This is a genomic window from Yersinia nurmii (genome assembly GCF_001112925.1).
Lineage (GTDB): Bacteria > Pseudomonadota > Gammaproteobacteria > Enterobacterales > Enterobacteriaceae > Yersinia > Yersinia nurmii.
In genome coordinates this window covers 561,375-587,670 of record NZ_CPYD01000001.1, presented here as the reverse complement: position 1 = coordinate 587,670, position 26,296 = coordinate 561,375, and the positions used below count along the sequence as shown (strand labels likewise).

Sequence of the window (26,296 nt, the reverse complement as noted above, 5' to 3'; positions counted from 1 at the left end):
AGCGGAACCTGTGAGCAGTGGTGAACACAAGGCAACGCTATTTACTTGTGATGTCAAAGAGGAATTTTTTCATATGGTTACGCACTGTGCTAAACGTAAAACGTTAGCGCTCGCAGTAGCGGGCGCGGTGTTAGGGACTGGGTTCATGATGGCGCCGGAGGCGCAAGCTGAAGGTTTTATCGATGATTCATCACTTACCGGTGGTGTTTACTATTGGCAGCGCCAGCGTGATCGTAAGGACCTAACGCCGGACAGTGCGGACTACGGCAAATATGTCGCCAACCTGCATCACTCGACTTTTAACGCCAATCTGGATTTCTCTTCTGGCTACGCCGCTGACATGTTCGGTATCGATTTGGCGGCCTTCGGTGCCGTAGAGATGACCAATAGCGGCCCGGCGGCGCCAAACGAAATCGGTTTCAGTGATGCGAAAAGCCGTTGGGATGAAAAATGGACCGGCGACACCAGCGGTGTGAGCCTGTACAAAGCCGCCGCTAAATTCAAGTTTGGCGATTACTGGGCGCAGGGCGGTTACATTCAGCCAAAAGGTCAAAGTTTGCTGGCTCCGCACTGGAGCTTTATGCCGGGCACCTACCGTGGTGCTGAAGGCGGCGCTAAGTTTGATTTCGACACCGCCGGTGCGCTCTCCATGTCTTACATGTGGACCGACGAATACAAAGCGCCTTGGTATCGCAATATGTACAACTTCCGTCAGGCTGATGGCTTGACCGGCGTGAGCTACCTACACTCCTTCGGTGCCAAATACGACTTTAAAAACAAACTGGTTATGGAGGCAGCGTTTGGTCAAGCAAAAGACTACATGGATCAGTATTTTGCTAAAGCCTCCTATGCCTTCCCGGTCGCAGGTAATGATCTGCGAACGTCTTATCAGTTCTACGGTGCTAAAGACAAAGTTGACGGCGGCGCAAGCAATCCTAACGACGTTTATGACGGTCTGGCATGGTTGCAGGCGCTGACCTTCGGTTATACCACGGGGCCATTTGACCTGCGTCTGGAAGGTACTTGGGCCAAGGCTGAAGGCAATCAAGGCTACTTCCTGCAACGTATGACTCCGGGCTACGCCAGCTCCAATGGTCGTTTGGACGTGTGGTGGGATTCCCGCTCCGACTTTAACGCCAACGGCGAAAAAGCCGTATTTGCTGGCGTCATGTATGACTTGGTTAACTGGAATATGGCTGGTTGGTCTGTTGGTACCTCCTATGCTTACGGCTGGGATGCAAAACCAAGCTCTAACCCAGTGTTCGACCAGAATACGCGTTTGAAAGAGTCCGCATGGAACTTCGACGTGCTGTACACCCTGCAGGAAGGCCGTGCCAAAGGGACATTATTCAAACTGCATTACACCATGTATGACAACCACACCAATATTCCGAGCTACGGCGGCGGTTTTGGCAACATCTTCCAAGATGAGAAAGACATTAAATTCATCGTGATTGCGCCGTTCACCATCTTCTAACTGTCGGCCCCGGCGAAGTCGTCGGGGCGCATAACGGAGTCTGTGTCATGAAAAAACTGATAGGTGTGGTTGCCGTTGTTCTGGGATTGAGCGCCTGTGTTCAGCAGCCAGTACAGCCGGAAGATTCGAAACTGAAACAAGCTTACAGCGCGTGTATCAATGCCAGTGAAGGTTCGCCAGAAAGGCTGATTCCTTGCAAAGCGGTGTTAAACGTATTGAAGCAGGAAAAAGCCCACCAGGCCTTTGCTGAGAAAGAAAACGTTCGCGTATTGGATTACCAACGTTGTCTGGATGCTGAACCGACAGGCAACGGTCAGGCTTATGCCGCTCAGTGCGGAAAACTCTGGCAGGAAATACGCAACAATAATTAAGGATGGATGAGGTTAGTCATGAATAAATTCAAACTGAGTGCTTTGGCTGCGTTAACAGCAACTTTTGGTTTGATGGGGGCGGCACATGCCAGCCCCGCCGACCAGCAGGTTGTTGACCAACTGAGCCAGCTTAAGGTTAATTTTAAACTACAAGATAACCGAGCTGCAGATAATGGAACGGATTGTGCCGCGTTGGGAGCTGACTGGGCCTCTTGTAACAAAACGCTAATTACTCTGACCAACACCGGGGATGAGATTCAGGGTAAAGATTGGGCGCTGTATTTCCACAATGTGCGTCAGGTCCTGGCAGTGGGTAACGATCAGTTCAAAGTGACCCATTTGACTGGCGATCTGCATAAAATCGAGCCAACCGAGAAGTTTAACGGTTTTCCAGCCAATAAAGCAGTGGAAATCCCGATCACTGGGGAATACTGGCAGCTATTCGAAACCGACTTTATGCCGCGCTGGTACGCGACTTCTGGCGATGCGCAGCCAAAAGTTTTGGCTAGCACTGACACTGAAGATATCGATCAATTCCTGACGCGCTTCACTGGGGATCAATGGAAGCGTACCAAGGACGATAATAACGTTCTGATGACGCCTGAATCCCGTTTTGTTAAGAACGAAAGTCTGAAAACCCTGCCGGCAGAAAGCCTGCGCGGGCAGATTATTCCAACGCCGATGAGCGTCAAAGTTCATAATGCTGATGTCGATCTGAGCAAAGGCGTGGCGCTGGAACTGAGTGCTTTACCAAAACCTGCGGCAGACGCAGCGCAACAACGCTTTGAAATGTTGGGGGTGAATGTTAATGCGGCGGGCTACCCGATAACGACTAAGATTCAGCCGAGTGATTTTAAAGGCGATCTGGCCGTTGCTGGTGCTTATGAACTGAAGATTGGCGAGCAGGGCGCGCAGGTGATTGGTTTCGATCAAACCGGCGTGTTCTACGGTTTACAGTCAATCCTGTCGCTGATTCCGTCCGATGGCAGTAAGAAAATTGCTACTCTGGATGCCAAAGATGCACCGCGCTTTGAGTATCGCGCGCTGTTCCTTGACGTCGGGCGTAACTTTAAAACCAAGGAAGCGGTGCTGCGTTTGTTGGACCAAATGTCCGCTTACAAGTTAAACAAATTCCACTTCCATCTTAGCGATGATGAAGGCTGGCGCATAGAAATTCCGGGTTTACCGGAGTTGACCGAGGTGGGAAGCAAGCGTTGCCATGATCTCAGTGAAAATGCCTGTTTATTGCCACAGTTAGGCTCTGGCCCAGATAGCAATAATCTGGGAAGCGGGCACTTTAGCCGTCAGGATTACATCGATATCCTGAAATATGCTAAAGCGCGCCAGATTGAAGTGATTCCCGAGATTGATATGCCGGCTCACGCCCGTGCTGCGGTCGTTTCGATGGAAGCTCGCTATAACAATCTGATGAAGCAGGGTAAAGAAGCGGAAGCCAATGAATTCCGCCTGCTGGACCCAACGGATGACTCCAATACTACTTCAGTCCAGTTCTATGAGCGTAAAAGCTACCTGAATCCATGCCTGGATTCCTCCAAACGCTTTGTGGATAAAGTGATTGGCGAAATGGCGCAGATGCATAAAGAAGCGGGTATGCCGCTAAAAACCTGGCACTTTGGCGGAGATGAGGCGAAAAATATCCGTTTGGGTGCGGGTTTCCAAGATAAAAACGGCAAGATTGAACCGGGCAAGGGCATTATCGATCAGAGTATCGAAGATAAGCCTTGGGCGAAGTCTCAGGTTTGTCAGGACATGGTTAAGCAAGGGAAAATTGAGGACGTGGAACACCTCGCTAGCCACTTTGCGATAGAAGTGAGCAAGTTGGTTAATGCGCACGGCATTGAGAAAATGCAAGCCTGGCAGGATGGTCTGAAAAATGCCAAGGATGCCAAAGCGTTCGCTACCAAACGCGTAGGAGTGAACTTCTGGGATACCCTGTACTGGGGCGGAGCCGATTCGGTGAACGATTGGGCGAATAAAGGTTATGAAGTCATCGCTTCTAACCCTGACTATGTTTACTTCGATATGCCTTATGAAGTGAACCCGCGCGAGCGTGGCTATTACTGGGCAACTCGTTTTACCGATGAAGCGAAAGTATTCAGCTTTGCGCCAAATAACATGCCGCAGAATGCTGAAACTTCCGTTGACCGCGATGGTAACCATTTCAGCGCCAAGAGTGATAAACCTTGGCCGGGTGTTCACGGTATTTCAGGCCAGTCGTGGAATGAAACTGTACGTACCGATGATCAGATGGAATACATGATGTTCCCACGCGCGCTGCCTCTGGCAGAACGTGCGTGGCATCGCGCACCTTGGGAGCAGGATTATAAAGCGGGCCGCGAGTATAAAGGTGGAGAAACCCATCACGTTGATACTCAGGCGTTAAGCTCTGATTGGCAGCGTTTTGCCAATATTATGGGTCAGCGCGAGTTGGCGAAACTGGATAAGGCCGGTATCTCATATCGCCTACCGGTGCCGGGAGCGCGTGTTCAGGGCGGCTTATTGGAGGCTAACGTAAGCCTGCCGGGGCTAACCATCGAATACTCCGTTGACGGTGGGCAGCAATGGCAGAAATACGATATCAAAAACCAGCCGAAGGTCAGTGGCAAAGTGATGATTCGTTCTGCCAGTCCGGATGGTCAGCGCAACAGTCGTGCTGAAGTCGTTAGCGCAACCTTGTAATTATCCGTCTAGTTGCAGTATCGGCCCTGAGGAATTGGGGCCAAATTGTTCTCTTGTTAAACCAAGTTTTTGTGAAATCGAGTGTTATTAAGCTGTGTCTAGTTATCTCCTGTTTAAGTTGAGTTGATGGTAATTTCCCCGGTACTCCCGGGGTTTTTTTTGCCTGTTATTTAGTGTAATTATTTGCGGACGTTTTTGGTCGTTGAGCCTTATTTTAGATAATGATGACTTAGGCTTAAAATAATTGAGATTTAATCTGTTTATTTGAATGTTAAATAACATTAGGGAGAGAGGAAAAATAGATTTATGAGGAGCAAAAAAAAGACCACGCAATTTCCAAGTGTATTTAACGACTTAGAGAAGGGTGGTCTGATACTCAGATCTGATTAATCAAATCTTATTTTTTGTCGTGCAGAGTCTCATCTTCACGGCAATCGCCGCCTTCACAGTGACCGTATAAATACAGGCTGTGATTCGTCAGCTTGATACCGTGCTGAGTTGCGATTTCACGTTGGCGGACTTCAATGGATTCATCGCTGAACTCGATCACTTTGCCACAATCCAGGCAAATCAGGTGGTCGTGATGATGCTGTTGGGTCAGTTCAAAGACAGACTTGCCGCCTTCGAAATTATGGCGGGTGACAATCCCGGCGTCGTCAAACTGGTTGAGTACGCGGTAAACCGTGGCCAGACCAATCTCTTCACCCATATCGATCAGCTTTTTGTAAAGATCTTCCGCACTGACGTGATGGCAATCTGGCTTTTGCAGCACTTCCAAAATCTTCAGGCGCGGAAGCGTTACCTTAAGGCCAGCGTTCTTTAATGCTCTGTTGTTGTCAGTCATGCGGATTCAGTCCTGTTACTTTGTTATTCAAATTGAGGCTGTTCAGCCTATGACATCGGTAGGCACAAAAATATAATTGCGTCTCATTATAGAACCGGTAGCTCAAAATGAAAACCGTAGGTTATTAACAAAGATATAATTGCACACTTTGCAAGATTAATCATGCAGCGTATTGATGAACGGGGAGAACAGATAGCCCTAGTGTACAGTGATGGCGACGGAAGTTACAAATTTAAAACTGTTTAGTTTCGTTAGCGCCTTATTATCATCTGTCTTTGTCGGGTTTTTACCGCACATTTACGCATCAGAATGGAGAACCATGCCCCGATCGCAAATCGGGCAATTCAGGGCATGTTAGGCAGATTAACCCACGATATCTGACAGACTCAGTTCTTCACTGATTTGTTTTACCCAAGCTTCAACACGTTCGTTGGTCAGCTCTGGTTGACGGTCTTCATCGATAGCCAAGCCGATAAAGTGTTCGTCATCCGCCAGACCTTTTGACGCTTCAAAATGGTAGCCTGCGGTTGGCCAATGGCCGACAATGGCCGCGCCACGCGGTTCGATGATGTCACGAACTGTGCCCATGGCATCACAGAAATATTCTGCATAGTCTTCCTGATCGCCACAGCCAAACAGGGCAACCAGCTTGCCATTGAAATCGATCTCTTCCAGCGTTGGGAAGAAATCATCCCAATCACACTGCGCTTCCCCGTAGTACCAAGTTGGGATGCCGATCAGCAAAATATCGAATTGCTCTAAATCTTCTTTGCTGCTTTTGGCAATGTCGTGAACCTCTGCAACGTCTTTGCCCAGTAGCTTTTGGATCATCTTGGCAATGTTTTCGGTATTGCCTGTGTCGCTGCCAAAGAAAATGCCTACAGTTGCCATATAAAATTTATACCTTTGAATTCAATTGGTTACGTTGATTGTGGGGCCTGCTGCCCCACAATATAACACATTTTTCAGCGTGCTTGTGGAAAGAGCTTTTTTGCTGAGGCTGACTCATCTGATTTTATTAACCGGCTGATTGCTAAGCCATTGTTTCAAAAAAGAGTCATCAAGAACTACGCAGGCGACTAAATCCTTAATAGAAATAAGGCATTAAGTCCTCAGACTGACTATTTCCAATAGACCGTCATCATGCCAGAAAACGCCTCTCTGCTTATATCAAGTTTATGCGATATAAAATTTTCATCTACCGCTCAACCTTAGCAGACGATTGCCGATAACCGATTTGTAACCTGCTGGTTTCGATTGCGGTGCCAAGGAGGGCCTTGTCAAATCGATTTTGATGAGGAAGGAGAAGTCGTTGGCTGTATGGAACGTCCTAAATCGCTTTTCGGTCATCAAACTCCACCAGAATTTTGTGGCAACAATCCGACAATAAATAGAAAAGGAACGAACATGCAGTTTTTGAAAAATATCACCATCAGGGTGGCACTACTTTGGGTTCTCGGGGCATTTAGCTTGCTCTGGGGCGGAGTTTCAGCCTACACATTATTATCACTCAATGAGTTAACTCAAGCCTCAAACGCGAATAGCGTTTTGGTCGATAACATCAGCTTGGTCAATCAGGGAACCGATCAGTATTTCCGTATGGTGACCCGATTGGGCCGTTCAGTGGATTATCGTCTGGCAGGGAATAGCGCAGATGCCGATCGTGAGCTGAAATCCTCCAATCTCGCCTTGGATAGCCTGAAAAAGAATCTGGCACAGTTTAAATCCATCGATCATGCGCAACTTAGCCCGGTATTGGTTGAGGATGTCATTTCTAACTGGAACGCCCTGATTGCCCAAGGGGTAGAACCGCTGTATCAGGCGGCGATGACCGGTGATAATGCCGCTTACCAGTTGTTGTCCAAGCAAACGGTACCCGCTTTAAGCCGCCAGTATGGCGCCTCATCCGAGGCATTCAGTAAAACGGCATCGGAAGAAATCGGCGTGGTGAAAGAGCAATTTGCTCATCTCACCAAGGTCAGCAGCGTTACGCTGGTTTCGGCGCTGGTAATAGGTCTGTTGATTTTACTGGCGACGGATCGTTTTTTGGTGGCAAATCTGGTGCGTCCACTCAATATGATGCGCGACCATTTCAAAGTGATTGCTTCCGGTCAGTTGGGACAACCCATTGTCGATTTTGGGCGCAACTGTGTCGGCCAGTTATTCCCATTATTACGGGATGTGCAGACCAGTTTGGCTAATACCGTTAGCGCAATCCGCGACAGTACCGACAGTATTTATCACGGTGCTTCCGAGATTTCTGCAGGTAATACCGATTTGTCTTCCCGTACGGAACAGCAGGCTGCGGCATTAGAAGAAACCGCAGCCAGCATGGAGCAGCTTACGGCGACGGTGAAACACAACGCGGATAATGCCCATCACGCTAGCCAATTGGCGGCGACGGCATCATCTACGGCGAAAAAGGGAGGCTCGCTGGTTTCTGACGTAGTGCATACTATGGCCGATATTTCTGCTAGTTCGAAGAAGATTGCCGAAATTACTACTGTGATTAACAGCATTGCTTTTCAAACCAATATTCTGGCGCTGAATGCGGCGGTTGAAGCGGCCAGAGCCGGTGAGCAAGGGCGCGGCTTTGCCGTAGTGGCTAGCGAAGTGCGCAATCTGGCACAGCGCAGTGCTCAGGCGGCGAAAGAAATCGAAGGGTTAATCACCGAATCGGTCAATCGTGTCACCAGCGGATCTGCGCAGGTTGAAAGCGCTGGCAATACCATGGACGAAATTGTGCGCTCCATTACTAACGTTACGGATCTGATGGGCGAAATTGCGTCAGCTTCTGATGAGCAAAGTAAAGGAATCAGCCAGGTCGGTCAGGCAGTGGCCGAAATGGATAGCGTGACACAACAAAACGCCGCGTTGGTGCAGGAAGCATCACGGGCTGCCGCTTCATTGGAAGATCAGGCTGCTAAGTTGAATCAGGCGGTGGCGGTATTTAAATTGAAGGATGACAAGGTAACACCGGCGGCTAAAACCAGGGTAAACCCGGTGAAAGCGCCGACGACCCAGCGCGTGGACAATAACGCGAATTGGGAAACCTTTTAACTAACCAGTGCCATAAAATTGAAAGAGTAAATATGGAGTGGCGTAATGTAACACGCCACTCCAGCGTAGTAACCGACGGCATTATAGTCCTGCCTGATCCTTAGCCAACTGGGCGAGCAGCATTTGCTCAATCAGTTCGCTACGGCTGATGTTACGTTGCTCTGCAAGGCTATTAAGAGCATCGACCGCATCTGCATTAATCTTCAGTTCCACGCGCCGTAAGCCACGTACTTTATCGCGCCGTAGTTGATTTCGCTTATTAATTCTAAGCTGTTCATCACGGGATAATGGGTTTGTTTTCGGGCGCCCCGGACGGCGTTCATCTGCGAACAGATCCAGCGTCGTGCGATCCGTTTGTTCTTTTGCCATAGGTAGCGGTACTACAAGGGATTCACATCAGAAAGCGGTTTAGCCTTTCCAGATGATTTGGTTAACACGTTTCAGACCAAAATAACCGGACTGAATTTGCATTTGTCCCCCGGCACGGCCTGAGTATTACGGCTGAACGCGGCGGCAAAATTATAGCGCGCCATAATACCCTAGCCAATGAAGTGCCGACAATGGCTAACTGCAATTAGATCAGGCTAATTCGTTATTTTTTGCACAATTTTTCCACAGGAAATACATTTCTTTTCCCCAGGGTACAAATTTTAAACAATCGAATTAGCCTCACACTTTATTCTGTGTCGAGAAAACGGTGAATAGCACGTAATACCGCCTGCGGTTTTTCCGCATGTACCCAATGGCCGCAGCCGGAAATAACATGAGCGCGAGCCTGTGGGAACTGACGGGCAATTTCATCTCGATAACTGTCCTGAATATAAGGCGACAATTCGCCGCGAATAAACAGAATAGGATGCGACCAAGGGGGAACCGGCTGCCAGCCGATAATATTTTCATATTGATTCCACAGCGCCTGTACGTCAAAACGCCATTCTCCAGCCTGAAAGGATTTCAGCAGGAATTGAATCACACCTTCTTCTTTTATGATTTCCCGCATGATTTTTGCCGCATCCTGACGTTGGGTAACGCCGGCTTCGGTAACGGCGTTGAGCGCGGCGAAAATCTGATCGTGGCGTCGGGTTTGATAATCGATCGGTGCAATATCAATGGCGACCAGTTTATCAATGCGATCCGGCGCAAGAGCCGTTAGCGCCATTGCCACTTTTCCGCCCATGGAATGGCCGATAATAATGGCTTTTTCTATGGTTAAATGATCGAGTAATTCCAGAACGTCCTGCGCCATTGCCGGGTAGTTCATTTGCGGGGAACGAGGAGATAAACCGTGATCTCGCAGATCGATTTGCACGACGGTATGGGTCTGTTGCAGGTCGCGAGCCAGCACGCCGAGGTTATCAAGGTTGCCAAACAATCCGTGGATCAGCAGGATAGGGAGATTATTAGTCGGAGAATGTGCGCTTTGTAAGCGAAAGTTCAATTTCATGGCGAAGTTCATACAGAGAGATATTGTGGTTAGGGTATCATGACTGGATGATGGTGTGCTGCTCCGGAATGACGCGGATTATTAGAACAAAGTTGAATAACGATCTATTCAGGCTTTTCATTGCCAGATCCGTTATGGCGCTATTCGCCAGCCAGCTTTGACTTTATAATCCTTGGATATGAATAAAGAAAGTAGAAAAACAGTACTGGATAAAGATGAAAACTATTGAAGTCGACGAAGAGCTTTATCGTTATATTGCCAGCCATACGCAGCATATCGGCGAGAGTGCGTCCGATATTTTACGGCGCATGTTGAAATTTACCGCTGGGCAACCGGTACGTACTGTTCCTGCGGGTGAAGTTGCCAAGACGCCAGCGGCGGTAGTGCCTGGTCCGCGAGATCGTGTGCGCGCGCTGCGTGAACTGCTGCTTTCCGATGAATATGCTGAGCAAAACAAAGCGGTTAACCGTTTTATGCTGGTGTTATCTACACTTTATACGTTGGATGCAGCGGAGTTTGCGGCGGCAACGGAGTCACTCCACGGCCGAACCCGCATCTATTTTGCCGGGGATCAACAAACGCTGCTGCAAAATGGCACTCATACCAAGCCCAAACACGTTCCCGGAACGCCATATTGGGTGATTACTAATACCAATACCGAGCGTAAGCGCAGCATGGTTCAGCATATTATGCTGGCGATGCAGTTCCCGCCGGATTTGACTGAAAAAGTGTGTGGGACTATCTAATTCACATCTATTGCCCCTTTTCGCTGGCTACAGTCTGCTCGAAAGGGGTTTTTTAGCTAATTAGGAGTAGTGACAGTGGCTTATCATCCTCGTGCCGGGCAACCTACCCGCCAAAGCGATTTGATTAACGTTGCTCAACTGACGTCGCAATATTATGTACTGCGCCCAGATGCTGAAAATCCGGCTCACGGAGTAAAATTTGGCACCTCTGGGCACCGTGGTAGCTCCCTGCGTCACAGTTTCAATGAAGACCATATTCTGGCTATTGCTCAGGCGATTGCTGAAGTGCGCCATCAACACGGCATTACCGGCCCGTGCTACGTAGGTAAAGATACCCACGCACTGTCAGAACCGGCAATTATTTCGGTATTGGAAGTGCTAACCGCCAACGGCGTTGACGTGGTGGTTCAGCAAGACAATGGCTTTACGCCGACTCCGGCTATTTCCCATGCTATTTTGACCTATAACCGTCAGAATAAAACGCTGGCAGACGGCATTGTCATTACGCCTTCTCATAATCCACCGGAAGACGGTGGTATTAAATACAATCCGCCTAACGGCGGGCCTGCGGATACTAATCTGACTTCGGTGATTGAAAAGCGCGCTAACCAGTTACTGGCCGAAAAGCTGGCTGGAGTGAAGCGTCAATCATTGGATAAAGCCTGGCGTGGCAATCATCTGCGTCAACAGGATTTGATTCAGCCTTACGTCGAAGGTTTGGTTGACGTGGTTGATATGCCTGCTATTCAGCGTGCCGGTTTGAAGCTGGGCGTCGATCCGCTGGGCGGTTCAGGTATTGCTTACTGGCAGCGAATTGGTGAGCATTACAAGCTGGATTTGACGCTGGTGAATGATGCTATCGATCAGACATTCCGCTTTATGCATTTGGATCACGATGGCGTGATCCGCATGGATTGTTCGTCAGAGTGCGCGATGGCAGGCTTGCTGGCGCTGCGAAGCAAGTTCGATTTGGCCTTTGCCAACGATCCGGATTACGATCGTCACGGGATTGTTACTCCGTCAGGATTGATGAATCCGAACCATTATCTGGCGGTGGCCATAAACTACCTGTTCCAGCATCGTCCGCGCTGGGGCACAGAGGTTGCAGTGGGTAAAACGCTGGTTTCCAGCGCGATGATTGACCGCGTTGTGGCTGATTTAGGCCGTAAACTGGTGGAAGTGCCGGTGGGCTTTAAATGGTTCGTCGAAGGTCTGCATAACGGTAGCTTTGGTTTCGGCGGTGAAGAAAGCGCCGGTGCTTCATTCCTGCGCTTCGATGGCACTCCGTGGTCTACGGACAAAGACGGTATCATTATGTGTCTGCTTGCCGCTGAGATTACCGCCGTGACCGGGGAGAACCCGCAGCACCATTATAACGATCTGGCTAAACGTTTCGGCGCGCCAAGTTATAATCGCATTCAGGCACCGGCGACTCAGGCAGAAAAAAATGCTTTATCCAAATTGTCGCCGGAAATGGTAACGGCCAGTACGCTGGCGGGTGATCCGATTACCGCACGTCTGACCGCAGCGCCGGGCAACGGGGCGTCTATCGGCGGCCTGAAAGTGATGACCGACAACGGCTGGTTTGCCGCTCGTCCATCGGGTACCGAAGAAGCTTACAAAATCTATTGTGAAAGTTTCCTGGGCGCAGAGCATCGCGAAAAGATTGAGAAAGAAGCCGTTGATATTGTGAGTGAAGTATTGGCGGGTGCGAAGAAATAGGTTTTAAGTTTTTCGCAAAAATGACAGAAAAAGGCAGCTCCGAAAGGGACTGCCTTTTTTGTCGAGATTAGCCCAAGGCAACCAGCAGCGCGCCCACGCTAATCAGGGCAACGCCAATACCGGCAACAAACGAAATTTTTTCGCCAAATAAAATCACCGCCAAAATTACCGCAAACACTACGCTGAGTTTATCAATCGGCGCAACCTGCGAAACGGTACCGTTTTTGATAGCCATAAAGTAAAACAACCAAGACAGCGCCCCGGCCACGCCGCTGAGTACGATAAACAGCAAGGCTTTTTTATCGGCGAGTACGGCGCCCACCAGATGATATTTCCCTTGAACCACCACCACGCCGACTAAAAACAGCGCCATCACCACGGCCCTTACGGCGGTGGCGGTATTGGCATCCAGATGTTGAAGACCGATTTTGCCAAATATGGCGACCAGAGAAGCGGTAAAGGCAGAGAGTAAAGCGTAGATTAACCAGGTACTCATAGCGAATAAGACCTATTTCCAACGAAAACCCCGATGCTACGCCAGCAAATTTTCCTTGCCTACCCTTAACGGTAAATCTTAGCGCGGTAATGTATCAGCAATAAAACGATAGCCGACGCCAGTTTCGGTAATCAGATGTTTAGGGCGTGCGGGATCGGCCTCTAGCTTTTGCCGTAGGTGGCCCATATAAATTCGCAGATAGTGACTGTGCTCGACGTAGTTTGGTCCCCACACCTGATTCAGCAGCTGGCGCTGGGTGATGACTTTTCCGGGGTTGGCCAGCAGGGCGGTGAGCAGGCGAAATTCCAACGGCGTTAGGTGGAGGTCTTCCTCGCCGCGTTTGACCTGACGGTTTATCAGATCAACGGTCACATCGGAAAAACTGACGATGGGGCTTTCCTGCGCGCCAGATCCGTGACGACGTAGCGCTACTCGGACTCTGGCCAGTAATTCGCTGATACCAAACGGTTTGCTCAGATAATCGTCTGCGCCGGCATCCAGCGCTGCCACTTTGTCCTCTTCGCTATTTCGGGCGGAGAGCACAATCACTGGGATAGCGCTCCATTGGCGCAAATCCTGAATATAATCCAGACCGTCACCGTCCGGTAACCCAAGATCGAGAATGATTAAATCCGGTTTGCGGGTGCCAGCCTCGATCAAACCTCGTTGTAGGGTGTCACTGTCAAATACCCGGCAGCCTTCATTTTCCAACGCGGTACGAACAAAGCGGCGGATCTCTTTTTCATCTTCAACAATTAAAACGGTAGCTGGAGAGATAATCACATGTCCTCAGGATTAACGTTATCCATATCTGGTGGAGCCTCCAATGGCAGGACAAAATGGAAAGCAGCGCCGCCGTTTTGGCCTTTCTCTGCCCAGATTCTCCCACCGTGAACATCAATAATGGCACGGCAAATGGCTAACCCCAAGCCCACGCCGGGAATGGCCGACTCTTTATTGCCACGGGAAAATTTATCAAAAATAAGCTGCTCTTGCCCACCGGTAATACCAGGCCCGTTATCCCAGACTTCCACATTCAGCCATTCTTCCTGCACTTTGGCGCGAATGCCTAAGGTTGCGCCCGGTCCGGCATATTTATGAGCATTTTCCAACAGGTTGATAAAGACCCGCTCCAGCAGACTGCCATCACAATTAATCAGTACCATTTCACTGGGTAAGTCCAGCTCAATAAGATGAGAACTGAGCGTTGTTTCCAGCATGTGCAAAGCACTGCCGACGATTTCTTCCAACGATTGCCATTCTTTCCGTAGGTTAAAACCGCCGGATTGAATGCGCGCCATATCCAGCAAATTATTAACCAATCGAGTGGTACTAAGCACTTGCTGACGAATCTGGCTGGCTTGAGGCGCGTGGCGGGAACCTTCAGCCGCTAAATCCAAAGTCAGGATTTCGGCCTGCCCGAATAGTACGGTTAACGGAGTGCGTAAATCGTGGGAAAGCGCCGCCAGCAAGGAGTTTCGCAGCTGTTCGCGCTCTGCGTCCAGTTTGGCGACTTCGGCGGTACGGGCCAGATGCAGACGTTCCAGTGCGTTGGCTATCAGGCTGGTAAAGGTTTGTAGCAAACGCTGCTGCTCTGGCACCATTAATTGCCGCAGGTTGGCCGGTTCAATCGCTAGCACGCCGAAGGTTTGCTTTGAGGTGGTCAGCGGCAACAGTTGATAAGGTACGCCGGGCAGGGTATCGGTACCGGCACCCGCGGGAGCACCGTGATCGAAACTCCAGCGGGCAATGGCCTCATCAACCGAAAGAATATTGCCGTCTTCGGTGCCGATTTGGTGTAAACGCCCGTCTTCCTGCGGCAGCAGTAGGCCCGTTTTAGCCTGAAAACTGCTGGAAAGAAAGTGGCGGCTGGTTTTGGCAATGTCCGCGCAGCTTAATGCGCGGCTCAGGCCGCGGGACATCTCATACAAATGTCTGGCTCGTTGCTCGCGATAACGGGCAATGCGAGCCTGATAGCGCACGCCGGCGGTCAGATTCCCCACGACGATGCCGACAATTAACATTACGCCAAAAGTGACCAGATATTGCACATCAGTCACCGCCAGCGACCAGTGGGGTTGGACAAAGAACAAATCAAAACTGGCGACGTTCAGTACGGCAGCCAGCACCGACGGCCATCGACCGTAAAACAGTGCAATGATGACTACGCCGAGCAGATAAACCATCACCAGATTCGCCTGATCAAATCCGGGGATCAACCATTGAGATATAATAGTGATCAGCGCACACAGCCCGATCGCGGCCACGCAGCCTTGCAGCTGCATGCGCCATTTTTCGCTAAAACTGCGTGCATCATTTTCTTTGGCCGCGGCAGGTGGGTGGTCATTTTCTAATGCGACAATCACCAAATCCAGATCCGGCCCCAGTTTGCCCAGTCGATCGGCAAAACTGCCGCGTAGTTTCCAGCGTTGCTCGCTGCGGCGACCAATAATGATTTTGCCCAGATTGTGATCGCGAGCGTAACGTAGAATCGCCCGTTCTTCACAAGGATCGGAAAGGGTAGAGGTTTCCGCGCCTAATTCCTGTGCCAGCTTCAAGGCACGTAGGATGGCTCGGCGTTTCGCTTCCGGCAAGGCGTGGAGACGTGGTGTCTCTACGTAGACCGCGTGCCAGATACAGCCGAGACGAGCCGCCAAACGCGCAGCGGTGCGCACCAGCTTCTCATTACCAGCATTATGGCCGATACACAGCAAAATCGCGTCGCGGGTGTGCCAAACTCGCTCGCGGCCTTGGGTATCCCGAAAGGCGCGCATTTGGTCGTCTACCCGATCGGCGGTACGGCGTAGTGCCAGCTCGCGCAGAGCGATCAGATTACCTTTGCGGAAAAAATGTTCGATAGCACGTTCGGCCTGACCGGAAATATATACTTTGCCTTCGTTCAGGCGGCGGCGTAGGTCATCCGGCGGCAAATCAACCAGTACGACCTCTGTGGCTTCATCAAACATATGATCGGGAATAGTTTCCCGCACCCGAATACCGGTCACGCCACCCACGACGTCATTCAGGCTTTCCAGATGCTGTACATTGACGGTCGTCAGTACATCAATGCCTGAATCCAGCAATTCCTCCACATCCTGCCAGCGTTTGGGATGGCGTGAACCGTTGGCGTTACTGTGCGCCAGTTCATCCATCAGAATCAGCGCCGGATGACGGGCCAGCGCCGCATCCAGATCAAATTCGCGTACCTGGCGATTGCGATGAGCAATACGCTTGAGCGGTAGCTGATCTAACCCTTCCAGCAGCGCGGCGGTTTCACTGCGACCGTGAGTCTCTACCACGCCAACCAGAACATCTAGCCCTTGAGCACGCAGGCGCTGTGCCTCTTGCAGCATGGCGTAGGTTTTCCCTACTCCGGCGCAGGCACCAAAGAAGACCTTGAGCTTGCCGCGCGGTTTTTCGTTTGCAACGGCCAGCAGGCTATCGGGATCTGGACGGATTGGTTCGACATCCACGGTGATTTTTCCTTATTGTTTTAGCGGTTTAACGCTATCCAGTGCCATATTCAGTATCAGCACGTTCACCACGCTTTCCCCGAGGAAGTTAGGAACTGATTTCTGCTCATTTTTTGCGATGAGATCCCGTACTTCGGATAAGGTTAACTGGCGGGCTTTAGCCACGCGATTAGCCTGGTAATAGGCGGCTTCCAGCGATATTTGCGGATCGAGACCGCTGCCGGAGGCGGTAACCAAATCCACCGGAACCGGGCCGGTTTGATCGGGGTTAGCCAAACGCTGCGCTTTAATCCGTTCTTTAATCTCGACATCCAGTGCTGGGTTGCTGATGGCTAAATTACTGCCGCCGGATGACAGAGCATTATAAGGTATATCCGATGTGGCTGACGGGCGGCCACTAAAATATCCCGGTTGAGTAAACGGCTGACCAATCAGTGTCGAGCCGACCGCTTCGCCGCCTAGCATTGCTAGAGAACCATGGGCTTTATCACTAAAAATAAACTGAGCTAAACCGGTGGTCAGTAATGGATAGGCAATACCGGTAATCAGAGTTAATAAAATCACTAAAACTAGTGACGGACGCAGATAAGACATCATAAAAACCTCGTTATTCACGCAGGCCGGACGCTGTGTCCGGCAGCCGTTAAGCGCTCTTTCAACCCATATTCAGCGCGGTTAACACCAAATCAATCAGCTTGATCCCAATAAAAGGCACTAATAAACCGCCTAAGCCGTAGATCCATAAATTTCGACGCAATAAAGCCGCCGCGCTCATCGCTTTATAACTGACGCCTTTTAACGCCAGTGGAATCAGGAACACAATCACTAAGGCGTTGAAAATCACCGCCGAGAGAATGGCGGAAGACGGGGAGTGCAATTGCATCACGTTTAACGCATTCAACTGCGGGTAAGTGGCAGCGAAAGCGGCCGGAATAATGGCAAAATATTTCGCTACATCGTTGGCAATACTGAAGGTTGTCAGGGAACCGCGAGTCATCAGCATTTGTTTACCGATGTGTACAACCTCAATCAGTTTGGTCGGATTGGAGTCTAAATCCACCATGTTGCCCGCTTCTTTCGCTGCCTGAGTCCCTGAGTTCATCGCCACTGCTACATCAGCCTGTGCCAGCGCCGGTGCGTCATTGGTACCGTCACCGGTCATCGCCACCAGACGACCTTCTCCCTGATATTGACGAATCAGTGCCAGCTTGGCTTCCGGCGTGGCTTCGGCCAGAAAATCATCTACCCCGGCTTCGGCCGCAATGGCCGCGGCGGTCAGACGGTTATCGCCGGTAATCATGACGGTTTTGATGCCCATTTTGCGTAATTCGGCAAAACGCTCTTTAATCCCGCCTTTGACGATATCTTTCAACGCTACGACACCCAAAACCCGAGCGCCTTCCGCGACGACCAACGGCGTGCCGCCGGTTTTTGCTACGCTTTCGACCAAATCGTCCACAGCGCGTGGGAAATGGCCATTATTCGACTCCACGTGGCGACGAATAGCATCTACCGCACCTTTGCGAATCATTCGATCCTGCACGTTGACGCCGCTCATGCGGGTTTGGGCAGAGAAGGGGACAAAGGTCGCATTCAATGCATGAATATCACGCTCCCGCAAATTAAAGCGCTGTTTCGCTAGCACTACAATACTGCGGCCTTCTGGCGTTTCATCGGCTAAAGAAGATAGCTGGGCGGCGTCTGCCAATTGCTGTTCTGTAACGCCGGGCGCAGGCAGGAATTCCGAAGCCTGACGGTTGCCCAATGTGATGGTGCCGGTTTTATCCAGCAACAGCACATCGACATCGCCTGCGGCTTCCACCGCACGCCCGCTGGTGGCTATCACGTTGGCACCCAGCATCCGGCTCATACCGGCTACCCCAATGGCTGATAACAGGCCGCCGATGGTGGTTGGGATCAAACACACCAGCAACGCCACCAGCACGGTAATGGTTACCGGACTGCCAGCTTGATTAGCTTCCACACTAAATAATGAGAAGGGAAACAGTGTAGCGGTTGCCAGCAAAAACACGATGGTTAACGCCACCAGTAAAATAGTCAAAGCCACTTCGTTTGGTGTTTTACGCCGTTTTGCTCCTTCCACCATCGCTATCATGCGATCGAGGAAAGTCTCGCCGGGATTGACGCTGCACTGGACTACCAGCCAATCGGACAGCACGCGAGTCCCGCCGGTAACAGAAGAAAAGTCGCCGCCGGATTCGCGAATAACCGGAGCGGATTCGCCGGTAATAGCGCTTTCATCCACCGATGCGCCACCTTCCAGCACTTCGCCATCGCAGGGGACGGTATCTCCGGCTTGCACCAGCACTAAATCGCCTTTCCTCAGGCTTTCGGCGGATACTTTCTCCTGCGGCGCATCCGCGTGAGGGGCGCTGAGTTTTTTAGCCCAGCTGGTTTTTTTTACCCCTCTCAGGCTTTCTGCCTGAGCCTTACTGCGGCCTTCTGCCAGCGCTTCGGCAAAGTTGGCAAACAGCACGGTAAACCATAGCCAAAGGGCGACGTTACCGGTAAACATGGCGTTGCCGTCGCCTTGCCCGCTGAGGATCGCCAGCCAGATAGCGGTTGTTAACCAACTGCCTAGGTACACCACGAACATCACCGGGTTACGCCATTGGACACGCGGGTCCAATTTTTTCACTGCATCAATCAGTGCGGTGCGAACCAGTGCGGGCTCAAAGAGCGCGCGTTGTTTGCGAGTCATATGTGTTCTCTCTCTACAACCGAATCATTGTTAACATTGGTTATTTATTAATAATCAGTATGTTAACCAAATTTTCAAATGTTCAGCGACCGGCCCTAATGCCAGCGCAGGAATAAAGGTCAGAGCGCCAACCAACATCACGGTGCCGACCAGCAAACCAACAAACAGCGGGCCTGAGGTTGGTAAAGTACCGTTCCCCGCCGGTTGACGTTTTTTCGCCGCCAGCGATCCCGCGATAGCCAGAACCGGTAAAATGACGCCAAAGCGGCCGATAAACATCGCCAACGCCAATAACAGGTTATAGAAAGGGGTGTTGACGCTCAGGCCAGCGAAGGCGCTGCCATTGTTGTTAGCCGCCGATGACAGGGCGTAAAGCACTTCACTGAACCCGTGAGCGCCTGGATTAAGAATGCCTGTTCGCCCTGCGTCAGTGCTTAGTGCCAGCGCGGTGCCTAGCAGTACCACGGTCGGCGTGACCAAAATGGCCAGTGCGGTCATTTTCATATCGAACACATCGATTTTTTTACCTAGATACTCCGGAGAGCGGCCAATCATCAGCCCGGCAATAAATACCGTCAGCAGCACAAACAGCAGCATTCCGTATAAGCCAGAGCCAACGCCGCCGAACACCACTTCGCCAATTTGCATCAGCCACATCGGCACCATGCCACCCAGCGCGGTAAAGGAGTCATGCATAGCGTTAACCGCTCCGCATGATGCGGCCGTGGTCACTACGGCATACATACTGGAAGACAGAATCCCGAAGCGGCTTTCTTTGCCTTCCATATTGATATTGCTGTCAGCGCCAAGCAGGGTAAGGTGCGGGTTTCCTGTCAGTTCGGCGTACATCACTACAATGACAGCAGTGATGAAAATCAGTGACATAGCCCAAATCAGAGTATGACCCTGACGGTTATCTCCCACTACCTGACCAAAAGCGAAACACAGGGCACAGGGAATCAGGAAAATCGCCAGCATTTGAACAAAATTACTGAAAGCGGTTGGGTTTTCAAACGGATGAGCGGAGTTGGCACCAAAGAAACCGCCGCCGTTGGTGCCGAGGATTTTAATGGCTTCTTGTGACGCCACTGGCCCCATCGGCAGGATCTGTTTTGCGCCTTCCAGCGTTGTAACGTGTTGGTAAGCATCAAAATTCTGTAAAACGCCTTGACTGACAAAGATCAGCGCGATAATCAGAGAAAGGGGCAATAGCACGTATAAAGTAATGCGCAAAATATCAACCCAGGCATTACCCAGCGTGGTGGACGAATGGCGGGCGAAGGCGCGAATCAGCGCAAAAGCCACGGTGATGCCCGTTGCGGCAGACAGGAAGTTTTGCACCGTCAAACCGGCCATTTGGCTGAGATAACTGAGCGTATTCTCTCCGCTGTAGGCTTGCCAGTTGGTATTTGTGACAAAACTGACGGTGGTATTTAACGCTAACTGCCAGGACATTCCCGGTAAATGCTGGGGATTGAGAGGCAGAGCGCCTTGAGTCATTAATAGTGCGAATAGCAATACGCCACCAAGCAGATTGAAGAATAGAATGGCCAGCGCGTATTGCCAGGCATTCATTTCTTCATTTTTTACGCCGCTACAGCGCCAAATAACGGCCTCCATACGTTGTAATCGCGGAAATGGTTCACCTTCGATCAGCCGCGCTAAAAAACCACCCAGCGGGCGTGAAAGAACCAGTAGCACCAATAAGAAACTGGCGATAAGCAGGAAAGCTGACGCAGCCATTTAAAAGTCCTCCGCATTAAATAAGGCGTATACCAGATAGCCCAGAAGCAACAGGACCAGCAACGCACCAACAACGATGCTGAAACTCACGGGACACCTCCACAGGTGATGTTTTCGATAACAGAAGGTTACGAAATCAAAAATATAGTTCCTGATAAAAAATCCGCGTTGGGTGTAAAAAAAGCGTAAAAATGTTCAAAAAAGGTTCATGAAATGACGTTAATTTAGGCCGTGAGTTTTTGATATAGACACTTTTGAGTTCGAGGAAAACAGGAATGCTTATTTCATGCTCATAACGTTATCAATCCCACAACTAAAATAACCACAAGATAACTAAAGGTTAGTTTTAAATTAACCTTAATGTAACAAAGTTACGAAAGCTGGCGATAATTTGTGTTTTTCGTGCCTTTTAGTGGTCGGATGAGTGGTAAACTTTCATTCAATGCGGTAAAATTTTGTTCAGTTTCCAAATGCACTTGTTTATTTTTAGCGCCAAGCTGTAAAACCGACCCAGAGTTGATAGTGGTCTGCCTAACAGAACGGCGCTTTTAAAGGAGGATCGCTATGTCTATGTACAATGTATATCCATTGCATCAGGTTCTCCTGCGCCGCTGCGCAGTAATCCTGATGGGTGTTTTGGCTTTGCCAGTGATGTTATTCCGCCGTGACCGTGCTCGTTTTTACAGCTATTTGCACCGCGTTTGGGCGAAAACCAGCGATAAACCAGTGTGGTTAGCGCAGTCTGAATTAGCCGCTCGGGATTTCTACTGAGTTAACTCGGTTAATAAGAATCTCGGCCTGAAATCGTATGCCAGTCAGCGTAAGCTGACTGGCATTTTTTTGCTTCTCAATAATACGGTTACGTTTCGCGAGTGCCTGATGGCACTGGCTTTACTCACACTATCTCCTCTCATCAAACCGATATTTACCTCGCCTTAGGGTTATTTCATGCAATAACAGTTATGCTTCTAATTCATAAGATTAAAAATTCTGATGCCAATGTGTGTAATCGGGCCAGATAGCTTGATTTAACCAAGCGTTCCTTGAATTTATTGAATGTCGGGAGTGAACTATGAGCGAAAAAATCCCCGTGGGTATCAGCGCCTGCCTGCTCGGCAGCAAGGTACGTTTTGACGGTGGGCATAAACGGCTGGACTTCGCTACAGAAGAACTGGCTCCCTACGTCGAATTTGAACCCGTTTGCCCAGAAATGGCTATTGGTTTGCCTTCTCCGCGTCCAGCTCTCCGCTTGATTCGCCAGCAGGATGACGTCGTGATCCGCACCAGCAATGACGCTAATCAGGATGTTACCGCTGCCATGCGTCGATTTGCCGAGGAAAAGGTTTCTCATCTCAGCCATTTGTGCGGCTATATTTTGTGCGCAAAATCTCCCAGCTGTGGAATGGAGCGGGTGAGGGTATACAGTGAGAAAGGGGATTTTTCTAAGAAAAATGGTACCGGAATTTTCGCTCAGGCATTGTTACATCAGTTGCCTTGGCTACCGGTTGAAGAAGATGGTCGCCTGCAAGATCCGCAACTGCGAGAGAATTTTGTCGAGCGTATTTATGCGCTGGCTGAGTTTAATTCGCTATGGAAGAAAGGGTTAACGCGCGGCAGCCTGATGGCATTTCATAGCCGTTATAAACTTTCACTGCTCGCTCATTCTCAGCCTGAATATCGCCAGATCGGTCCTTTTGTCGCCGCAATGGATCAATGGGAATCACTGGAAGATTTTGCTATTGAATATCGTAACCGTTTGATGCACTTGCTGGCACATAAAGCGACCCGCCGTAATCACACTAATGTCTTAATGCATGTGCAAGGTTACTTCCGTCGACATTTAAATTCCGCTCAACGGCAAGAGTTGGCCCAGTTAATCGACCGCTATCGACAGGGTATGCAACCCTTATTGGCGCCAATAACTCTGTTAAAACATTATATGGCTGAATACCCGGACGCCTATCTGGCGCAGCAGCGGTATTTTGAGCCGTATCCGGAGGCGTTGAGGTTGCGCTACGGACATTAAGTGATTGGTGAGCGGCTTATTTATATATCTATTTGATTTTTAAGTTTTTTATAAAAAGGAATGCCATGACTACCCATCTGGTCTGGTTTCGCCACGATTTGCGCGTTACCGATAATCTGGCCCTGCACGCGGCCTGTGAAGACCCGCAGGCGCAGGTGCAGGCCGTATTTATCGCTACGCCGGGGCAGTGGGCATCTCATGATATGGCTCCGCGGCAGGCCGCATTTATTCATCAAAATCTCCAATTACTTCGTCAGCAACTCGCGCTGCGTGGTATCCCATTGCATTACCATCAATGCCATGATTTCAACGCTTCAGTTGACTGGTTAGCCGATTTTTGTATTGAGCAACACATTGATAAACTACTTTATAATCATCAATATGAACTGAACGAACGATTGCGGGATACTCAACTGGAAGAAAAGCTTCGGGGCCAAGTCACCTGTCAGGGCTTCCATGACAGCCTGTTATTGCCGCCGGGAAGCGTTCTGACCGGCAACGGCGAAATGTATAAGGTTTACACCCCATTTCGCCGTGCTTTTATCCAGCGCTTATTGATGACAGACAGCCACTGCGTGCCAGCCCCAAAACCGCGTCAGTTGCCAATTGATGGCACATCTGCGCTCGCACCTTTTGATTACCCTGCAGCAGAAGTGGACGTTGCGCTCTTTCCTGCGGGAGAAGAGGCCGCTTTGCGCCGCCTTCGCCAATTTTGTCGCGAAACAGTGCAAGATTATCAGGAACAGCGAGATCTGCCGGCAGTTGATGGAACCAGCCAATTGTCGCCTTATCTGGCACTTGGCGTGCTGTCTCCGCGCCAATGTTTCAATCGACTGCGAGCAGAATGCCCCGAGGTGCTGGAAATGCCGGACGGTGGCGCATTCAATTGGCTTAATGAATTGATCTGGCGAGAATTTTATCGCCATCTATTGGTAGCTTATCCGCGATTATGCCGAAATCGTCCATTTATTGACTGGACGGATGAGGTACGATGGAACCCTGCCGCCGATAAGCTGCAAGCGTGGCAACAAGGCCTGACCGGCTATCCGATTGTGGATGCGGCGATGCGACAGCTAAATGCTACCGGGTGGATGCATAATCGTTTGCGTATGATTACCGCCAGTTTTCTGGTCAAAGACCTGCTACTGGATTGGCGTTTAGGCGAACGGTATTTTATGTCTCAGTTGTTGGATGGCGATCTGGCTGCCAATAACGGGGGCTGGCAATGGGCCGCATCCACGGGGACAGATTCTGCCCCTTATTTTCGTATTTTCAACCCCACGACCCAAGGGGAACGGTTTGATAAACAAGGCGCTTTTATCCGCCGCTGGCTGCCGGAGTTAGCGGCGGTGCCGGACAGTGATATTCACCAGCCTTGGCGTTGGGCACAGCGGCAACAGCAGCTTAATTACCCGCAGCCAATCGTCGATCACAAACAAGCCAGGCTGGACACGCTGGCCGCATTTGAGGCCGCCAGACGGGAACATTCCCGCACGACATAACAACAAGGAGCCAGTATGTTTAAAAAAGGGTTAGTGCTGTTCTTCAGTCTTTATTCTTCATTGAGCTGGGGAGGATTCGAGGTGGTTGCCCTTGGCGTGGATGGTGGCGTCAGCGATGGCAATTTAACTTCGTATTTAATTCGCAGCGAGACTAACCCTCTGTATCTTGGTCTGGACGCAGGATCTGTGCTTCCCGGGATAGCCAAAGGCTTGGATAAGGGGAACTTTGCCGATGTAACCGAGCAAAACGCGGCGCCTTTCACCCGTCAGGGCTATATTTTTCGTCAACGCATTAACAGCTACTTTATTAGTCACGCTCATCTGGATCATGTTGCTGGGCTGATTATTGGCTCTCCCGAAGACAGTAAGAAAACCATCTATGGCACTGCCGCTACGGTGGAAACTTTGAGAAACCACTATTTTAACTGGCGCGTATGGCCGAACTTTACCGATTCTGGCAGTGGCACACGCTTGGGGACTTATCGCTTACAGGCTCCGCGTCCCGCTCAACGTTTCACTATAGGTTTAACCCGATTGAGCGGTGAAATCTATCCTCTGAGCCATGACCAGTCACCTTCTTCGATGTTATTGATCGGTCAGGGCGATGAGTTCTTCGCCTACTTTGGTGATACCGGGCCTGACTCGATAGAAAAATCAAAGAGTCTGGATCACATTTGGCGCATTTTGGGTGAAAAGGTCAAACAGAAGCAGTTGAAAGGCATGATTATCGAGGTGTCTTACCCAAACAGCGTAGCTGATGGCAAACTTTATGGTCATATGACACCCAAATGGTTGCTGGCGGAGTTGAAAAACCTGGCGAAATACAGTGGTGAAGGCGAGCAACCGCTGAAAGATTTACCGGTGGTGATTAGCCATATCAAACCGTCGTTACAGCAGGGGCAAGATCCTCGGAAAGTCATTGCGGATGAATTGCAGCAGGCTAACGAACTGGGCGTTAAATTTATTCTGATGGAGCAGGGCGACAGTCAGCAATTCTGAGTGTCGTGGGTTTGCTTTCACTAAAATCGGCGGGTATGTTAGCCCCAAAATCGCTATAACGAGATAAAACCATGCGTAACACCGAACTGGAAACCCTGATTAATACCGAGTTGAATACCGCTGCTTTTCAGGATTATGCGCCGAATGGCCTACAGGTCGAAGGTCGTCCTGAGGTGCAACGAATTGTCACCGGCGTGACGGCCAGTCAGGCATTGCTAGATGCGGCAGTGGAGCATCGGGCCGATGCGATTCTGGTTCACCACGGTTATTTTTGGAAGAATGAACCGGCGATAGTTCGCGGTATGAAGCGCAATCGTCTGAAAACCTTGCTTACTGAAGATCTCAATCTCTATGGATACCATCTGCCGCTGGATGCGCACCCAACCTTGGGCAATAACGCCCAACTAGCCAGGCTACTTGATATTCATGTTATCGGTGAAATCGAATCGTTGTTGCCTTATGGCGAGTTTGAAAAACCGATCAATAACCTGATACTGAAAGAGCGTCTGGAAAAACAGCTAGGCCGCCCCGTTTTGCACTGTGGCGATCACGCGCCTACGGATATTCGCCGCATTGCCTGGTGTACGGGGGGTGGGCAAGGTTATATTCAGCAGGCGGCTGATTTCGGGGTTGATGCCTTTATTACCGGTGAGGTTTCCGAGCAGACGATTCATATCGCTCGTGAGATGGGCGTGAATTTTTATGCGGCGGGTCACCACGCGACCGAGCGCGGTGGTATTAAGGCTCTGGGGGAGTGGCTGGCGAACCAACACGGGTTTGACGTGACTTTCATTGATATTCCTAACCCTGCTTGACCCTCTCTCAATCACGCCGCTCAATCAGTGGGTGGCGTGAATTACCTGCTCTAATCCTGACCAGAAAAACACTATTCCTCGTAAAAACTGAGGGTTATTAGTTTACTCATCCTAATAAAACCCTATCTGACGAATAATAATCACTAAAGGTGATAT

Annotated in this window: 22 protein-coding genes; 11 read left to right on the top strand and 11 right to left on the bottom strand. The window is 50.2% G+C overall.

The annotated features are described in order from the left end of the window. Nucleotides 1-73: 73 nt before the first annotated feature. From chiP to AD970_RS02600, 3 genes are read left to right on the top strand one after another with little or no spacing between them, the layout of a single operon-like run. Nucleotides 74-1,477, top strand: a complete 1,404-nt coding sequence (chiP, locus tag AD970_RS02610) for a chitoporin ChiP (RefSeq protein ID WP_049596763.1) — start codon at nucleotides 74-76, stop codon at nucleotides 1,475-1,477. A 47-nt stretch (nucleotides 1,478-1,524) separates the two neighbouring features. Then, nucleotides 1,525-1,848: a ChiQ/YbfN family lipoprotein gene (chiQ, locus tag AD970_RS02605; protein ID WP_049596762.1), complete on the top strand. Its 324-nt coding sequence runs from the start codon at nucleotides 1,525-1,527 to the stop codon at nucleotides 1,846-1,848. Nucleotides 1,849-1,866: 18 nt separating this feature from the next. After that, nucleotides 1,867-4,548 (top strand): beta-N-acetylhexosaminidase, encoded by a 2,682-nt coding sequence (locus AD970_RS02600; protein ID WP_049596761.1) that lies wholly within the window; start codon nucleotides 1,867-1,869, stop codon nucleotides 4,546-4,548. Between the two features lie 397 nt (nucleotides 4,549-4,945). Here AD970_RS02600 and fur read toward each other — a convergent pair whose 3' ends face one another. Both fur and fldA read right to left on the bottom strand, forming a co-directional pair. Continuing rightward, nucleotides 4,946-5,392 (bottom strand): ferric iron uptake transcriptional regulator, encoded by a 447-nt coding sequence (fur, locus tag AD970_RS02595; protein ID WP_049596760.1) that lies wholly within the window; start codon nucleotides 5,390-5,392, stop codon nucleotides 4,946-4,948. A 363-nt stretch (nucleotides 5,393-5,755) separates the two neighbouring features. Further along, nucleotides 5,756-6,283, bottom strand: coding sequence for a flavodoxin FldA (gene fldA, locus AD970_RS02590; protein ID WP_049596759.1), 528 nt, complete (start codon nucleotides 6,281-6,283; stop codon nucleotides 5,756-5,758). A 516-nt stretch (nucleotides 6,284-6,799) separates the two neighbouring features. Between fldA and AD970_RS02585 the strand changes: the two genes are divergently transcribed. Continuing rightward, a complete protein-coding gene (locus AD970_RS02585) occupies nucleotides 6,800-8,452 on the top strand; it encodes a methyl-accepting chemotaxis protein (RefSeq protein ID WP_049596758.1) in 1,653 nt (550 codons plus the stop codon). Nucleotides 8,453-8,533: 81 nt separating this feature from the next. Here the strand turns inward: AD970_RS02585 and ybfE are convergent, their stop codons facing one another. Both ybfE and ybfF read right to left on the bottom strand, forming a co-directional pair. Beyond that, nucleotides 8,534-8,821 carry a LexA regulated protein gene (gene ybfE / locus AD970_RS02580; RefSeq protein ID WP_049596757.1) on the bottom strand — a complete coding sequence of 96 codons (288 nt, stop codon included), beginning with the start codon at nucleotides 8,819-8,821 and terminating at the stop codon, nucleotides 8,534-8,536. Nucleotides 8,822-9,128: 307 nt separating this feature from the next. After that, a complete protein-coding gene (gene ybfF, locus AD970_RS02575; RefSeq protein ID WP_049596756.1) occupies nucleotides 9,129-9,896 on the bottom strand; it encodes an esterase in 768 nt (255 codons plus the stop codon). A 215-nt stretch (nucleotides 9,897-10,111) separates the two neighbouring features. Here ybfF and seqA point away from each other — a divergent pair, with 215 nt between their 5' ends. Both seqA and pgm read left to right on the top strand, forming a co-directional pair. Beyond that, nucleotides 10,112-10,642, top strand: coding sequence for a replication initiation negative regulator SeqA (seqA, locus tag AD970_RS02570; protein WP_049596755.1), 531 nt, complete (start codon nucleotides 10,112-10,114; stop codon nucleotides 10,640-10,642). A 75-nt stretch (nucleotides 10,643-10,717) separates the two neighbouring features. Next, on the top strand, nucleotides 10,718-12,364 hold the full coding sequence (gene pgm / locus AD970_RS02565; RefSeq protein ID WP_049596754.1) for a phosphoglucomutase (alpha-D-glucose-1,6-bisphosphate-dependent): 1,647 nt from the start codon (nucleotides 10,718-10,720) through the stop codon (nucleotides 12,362-12,364). Nucleotides 12,365-12,431: 67 nt separating this feature from the next. Here the strand turns inward: pgm and AD970_RS02560 are convergent, their stop codons facing one another. The 7 genes from AD970_RS02560 to AD970_RS02530 form a co-directional block, all read right to left on the bottom strand. Continuing rightward, nucleotides 12,432-12,860, bottom strand: coding sequence for an EamA family transporter (locus AD970_RS02560; protein WP_049596753.1), 429 nt, complete (start codon nucleotides 12,858-12,860; stop codon nucleotides 12,432-12,434). 78 nt (nucleotides 12,861-12,938) lie between these two features. Further along, complete coding sequence (gene kdpE / locus AD970_RS02555; protein ID WP_049596752.1) at nucleotides 12,939-13,643, bottom strand: two-component system response regulator KdpE; 705 nt, start codon at nucleotides 13,641-13,643, stop codon at nucleotides 12,939-12,941. Then, nucleotides 13,640-16,333, bottom strand: coding sequence for a two-component system sensor histidine kinase KdpD (gene kdpD / locus AD970_RS02550; protein ID WP_049596751.1), 2,694 nt, complete (start codon nucleotides 16,331-16,333; stop codon nucleotides 13,640-13,642). The genes kdpE and kdpD overlap by 4 nt, the downstream gene beginning before the upstream one ends. A gap of 12 nt (nucleotides 16,334-16,345) precedes the next feature. After that, entirely contained in the window at nucleotides 16,346-16,927 is a 582-nt protein-coding gene (gene kdpC, locus AD970_RS02545) for a potassium-transporting ATPase subunit KdpC (protein ID WP_049596841.1), read from the bottom strand. Nucleotides 16,928-16,988: 61 nt separating this feature from the next. Next, a complete protein-coding gene (gene kdpB, locus AD970_RS02540; RefSeq protein WP_049596750.1) occupies nucleotides 16,989-19,055 on the bottom strand; it encodes a potassium-transporting ATPase subunit KdpB in 2,067 nt (688 codons plus the stop codon). A gap of 54 nt (nucleotides 19,056-19,109) precedes the next feature. Beyond that, nucleotides 19,110-20,798 (bottom strand): potassium-transporting ATPase subunit KdpA, encoded by a 1,689-nt coding sequence (gene kdpA, locus AD970_RS02535; RefSeq protein ID WP_049596749.1) that lies wholly within the window; start codon nucleotides 20,796-20,798, stop codon nucleotides 19,110-19,112. Continuing rightward, a complete protein-coding gene (locus tag AD970_RS02530; protein WP_049596748.1) occupies nucleotides 20,799-20,888 on the bottom strand; it encodes a K(+)-transporting ATPase subunit F in 90 nt (29 codons plus the stop codon). Between the two features lie 474 nt (nucleotides 20,889-21,362). On the opposite strand from AD970_RS02530, the gene AD970_RS02525 reads away from it, so the two are divergent. The 5 genes from AD970_RS02525 to AD970_RS02505 all read left to right on the top strand — a co-directional run bounded on the left by AD970_RS02525 (nucleotide 21,363) and on the right by AD970_RS02505 (nucleotide 26,140). After that, nucleotides 21,363-21,569 carry a YbfA family protein gene (locus AD970_RS02525; protein ID WP_049596747.1) on the top strand — a complete coding sequence of 69 codons (207 nt, stop codon included), beginning with the start codon at nucleotides 21,363-21,365 and terminating at the stop codon, nucleotides 21,567-21,569. Nucleotides 21,570-21,870: 301 nt separating this feature from the next. Next, nucleotides 21,871-22,824, top strand: coding sequence for a YbgA family protein (locus tag AD970_RS02520; protein WP_049596746.1), 954 nt, complete (start codon nucleotides 21,871-21,873; stop codon nucleotides 22,822-22,824). 65 nt (nucleotides 22,825-22,889) lie between these two features. Beyond that, nucleotides 22,890-24,326 carry a deoxyribodipyrimidine photo-lyase gene (gene phrB, locus AD970_RS02515; RefSeq protein ID WP_049596745.1) on the top strand — a complete coding sequence of 479 codons (1,437 nt, stop codon included), beginning with the start codon at nucleotides 22,890-22,892 and terminating at the stop codon, nucleotides 24,324-24,326. A gap of 15 nt (nucleotides 24,327-24,341) precedes the next feature. After that, the gene (locus AD970_RS02510; RefSeq protein ID WP_049596744.1) at nucleotides 24,342-25,325 is read left to right on the top strand and encodes an MBL fold metallo-hydrolase; all 984 of its coding nucleotides are present in this window, start codon (nucleotides 24,342-24,344) and stop codon (nucleotides 25,323-25,325) included. A gap of 71 nt (nucleotides 25,326-25,396) precedes the next feature. Continuing rightward, a complete protein-coding gene (locus AD970_RS02505) occupies nucleotides 25,397-26,140 on the top strand; it encodes a type 2 GTP cyclohydrolase I (RefSeq protein ID WP_049596743.1) in 744 nt (247 codons plus the stop codon). Nucleotides 26,141-26,296 lie beyond the last annotated feature (156 nt).

What these genes read in the sequence shown, in the direction of transcription:
- AD970_RS02510 (WP_049596744.1), top strand. Translation starts at nt 24,342, where the DNA reads ATGTTTAAAAAAGGGTTAGTGCTGTTCTTCAGTCTTTATTCTTCATTG.
- kdpA (WP_049596749.1), bottom strand. Translation starts at nt 20,798, where the DNA reads ATGGCTGCGTCAGCTTTCCTGCTTATCGCCAGTTTCTTATTGGTGCTA.
- AD970_RS02520 (WP_049596746.1), top strand. Translation starts at nt 21,871, where the DNA reads ATGAGCGAAAAAATCCCCGTGGGTATCAGCGCCTGCCTGCTCGGCAGC.
- seqA (WP_049596755.1), top strand. Translation starts at nt 10,112, where the DNA reads ATGAAAACTATTGAAGTCGACGAAGAGCTTTATCGTTATATTGCCAGC.
- fur (WP_049596760.1), bottom strand. Translation starts at nt 5,392, where the DNA reads ATGACTGACAACAACAGAGCATTAAAGAACGCTGGCCTTAAGGTAACG.
- AD970_RS02560 (WP_049596753.1), bottom strand. Translation starts at nt 12,860, where the DNA reads ATGAGTACCTGGTTAATCTACGCTTTACTCTCTGCCTTTACCGCTTCT.
- chiP (WP_049596763.1), top strand. Translation starts at nt 74, where the DNA reads ATGGTTACGCACTGTGCTAAACGTAAAACGTTAGCGCTCGCAGTAGCG.
- kdpB (WP_049596750.1), bottom strand. Translation starts at nt 19,055, where the DNA reads ATGACTCGCAAACAACGCGCGCTCTTTGAGCCCGCACTGGTTCGCACC.
- chiQ (WP_049596762.1), top strand. Translation starts at nt 1,525, where the DNA reads ATGAAAAAACTGATAGGTGTGGTTGCCGTTGTTCTGGGATTGAGCGCC.
- kdpC (WP_049596841.1), bottom strand. Translation starts at nt 16,927, where the DNA reads ATGTCTTATCTGCGTCCGTCACTAGTTTTAGTGATTTTATTAACTCTG.
- AD970_RS02525 (WP_049596747.1), top strand. Translation starts at nt 21,363, where the DNA reads ATGTCTATGTACAATGTATATCCATTGCATCAGGTTCTCCTGCGCCGC.
- AD970_RS02505 (WP_049596743.1), top strand. Translation starts at nt 25,397, where the DNA reads ATGCGTAACACCGAACTGGAAACCCTGATTAATACCGAGTTGAATACC.
- AD970_RS02585 (WP_049596758.1), top strand. Translation starts at nt 6,800, where the DNA reads ATGCAGTTTTTGAAAAATATCACCATCAGGGTGGCACTACTTTGGGTT.
- phrB (WP_049596745.1), top strand. Translation starts at nt 22,890, where the DNA reads ATGACTACCCATCTGGTCTGGTTTCGCCACGATTTGCGCGTTACCGAT.
- ybfE (WP_049596757.1), bottom strand. Translation starts at nt 8,821, where the DNA reads ATGGCAAAAGAACAAACGGATCGCACGACGCTGGATCTGTTCGCAGAT.
- ybfF (WP_049596756.1), bottom strand. Translation starts at nt 9,896, where the DNA reads ATGAAATTGAACTTTCGCTTACAAAGCGCACATTCTCCGACTAATAAT.
- AD970_RS02600 (WP_049596761.1), top strand. Translation starts at nt 1,867, where the DNA reads ATGAATAAATTCAAACTGAGTGCTTTGGCTGCGTTAACAGCAACTTTT.
- fldA (WP_049596759.1), bottom strand. Translation starts at nt 6,283, where the DNA reads ATGGCAACTGTAGGCATTTTCTTTGGCAGCGACACAGGCAATACCGAA.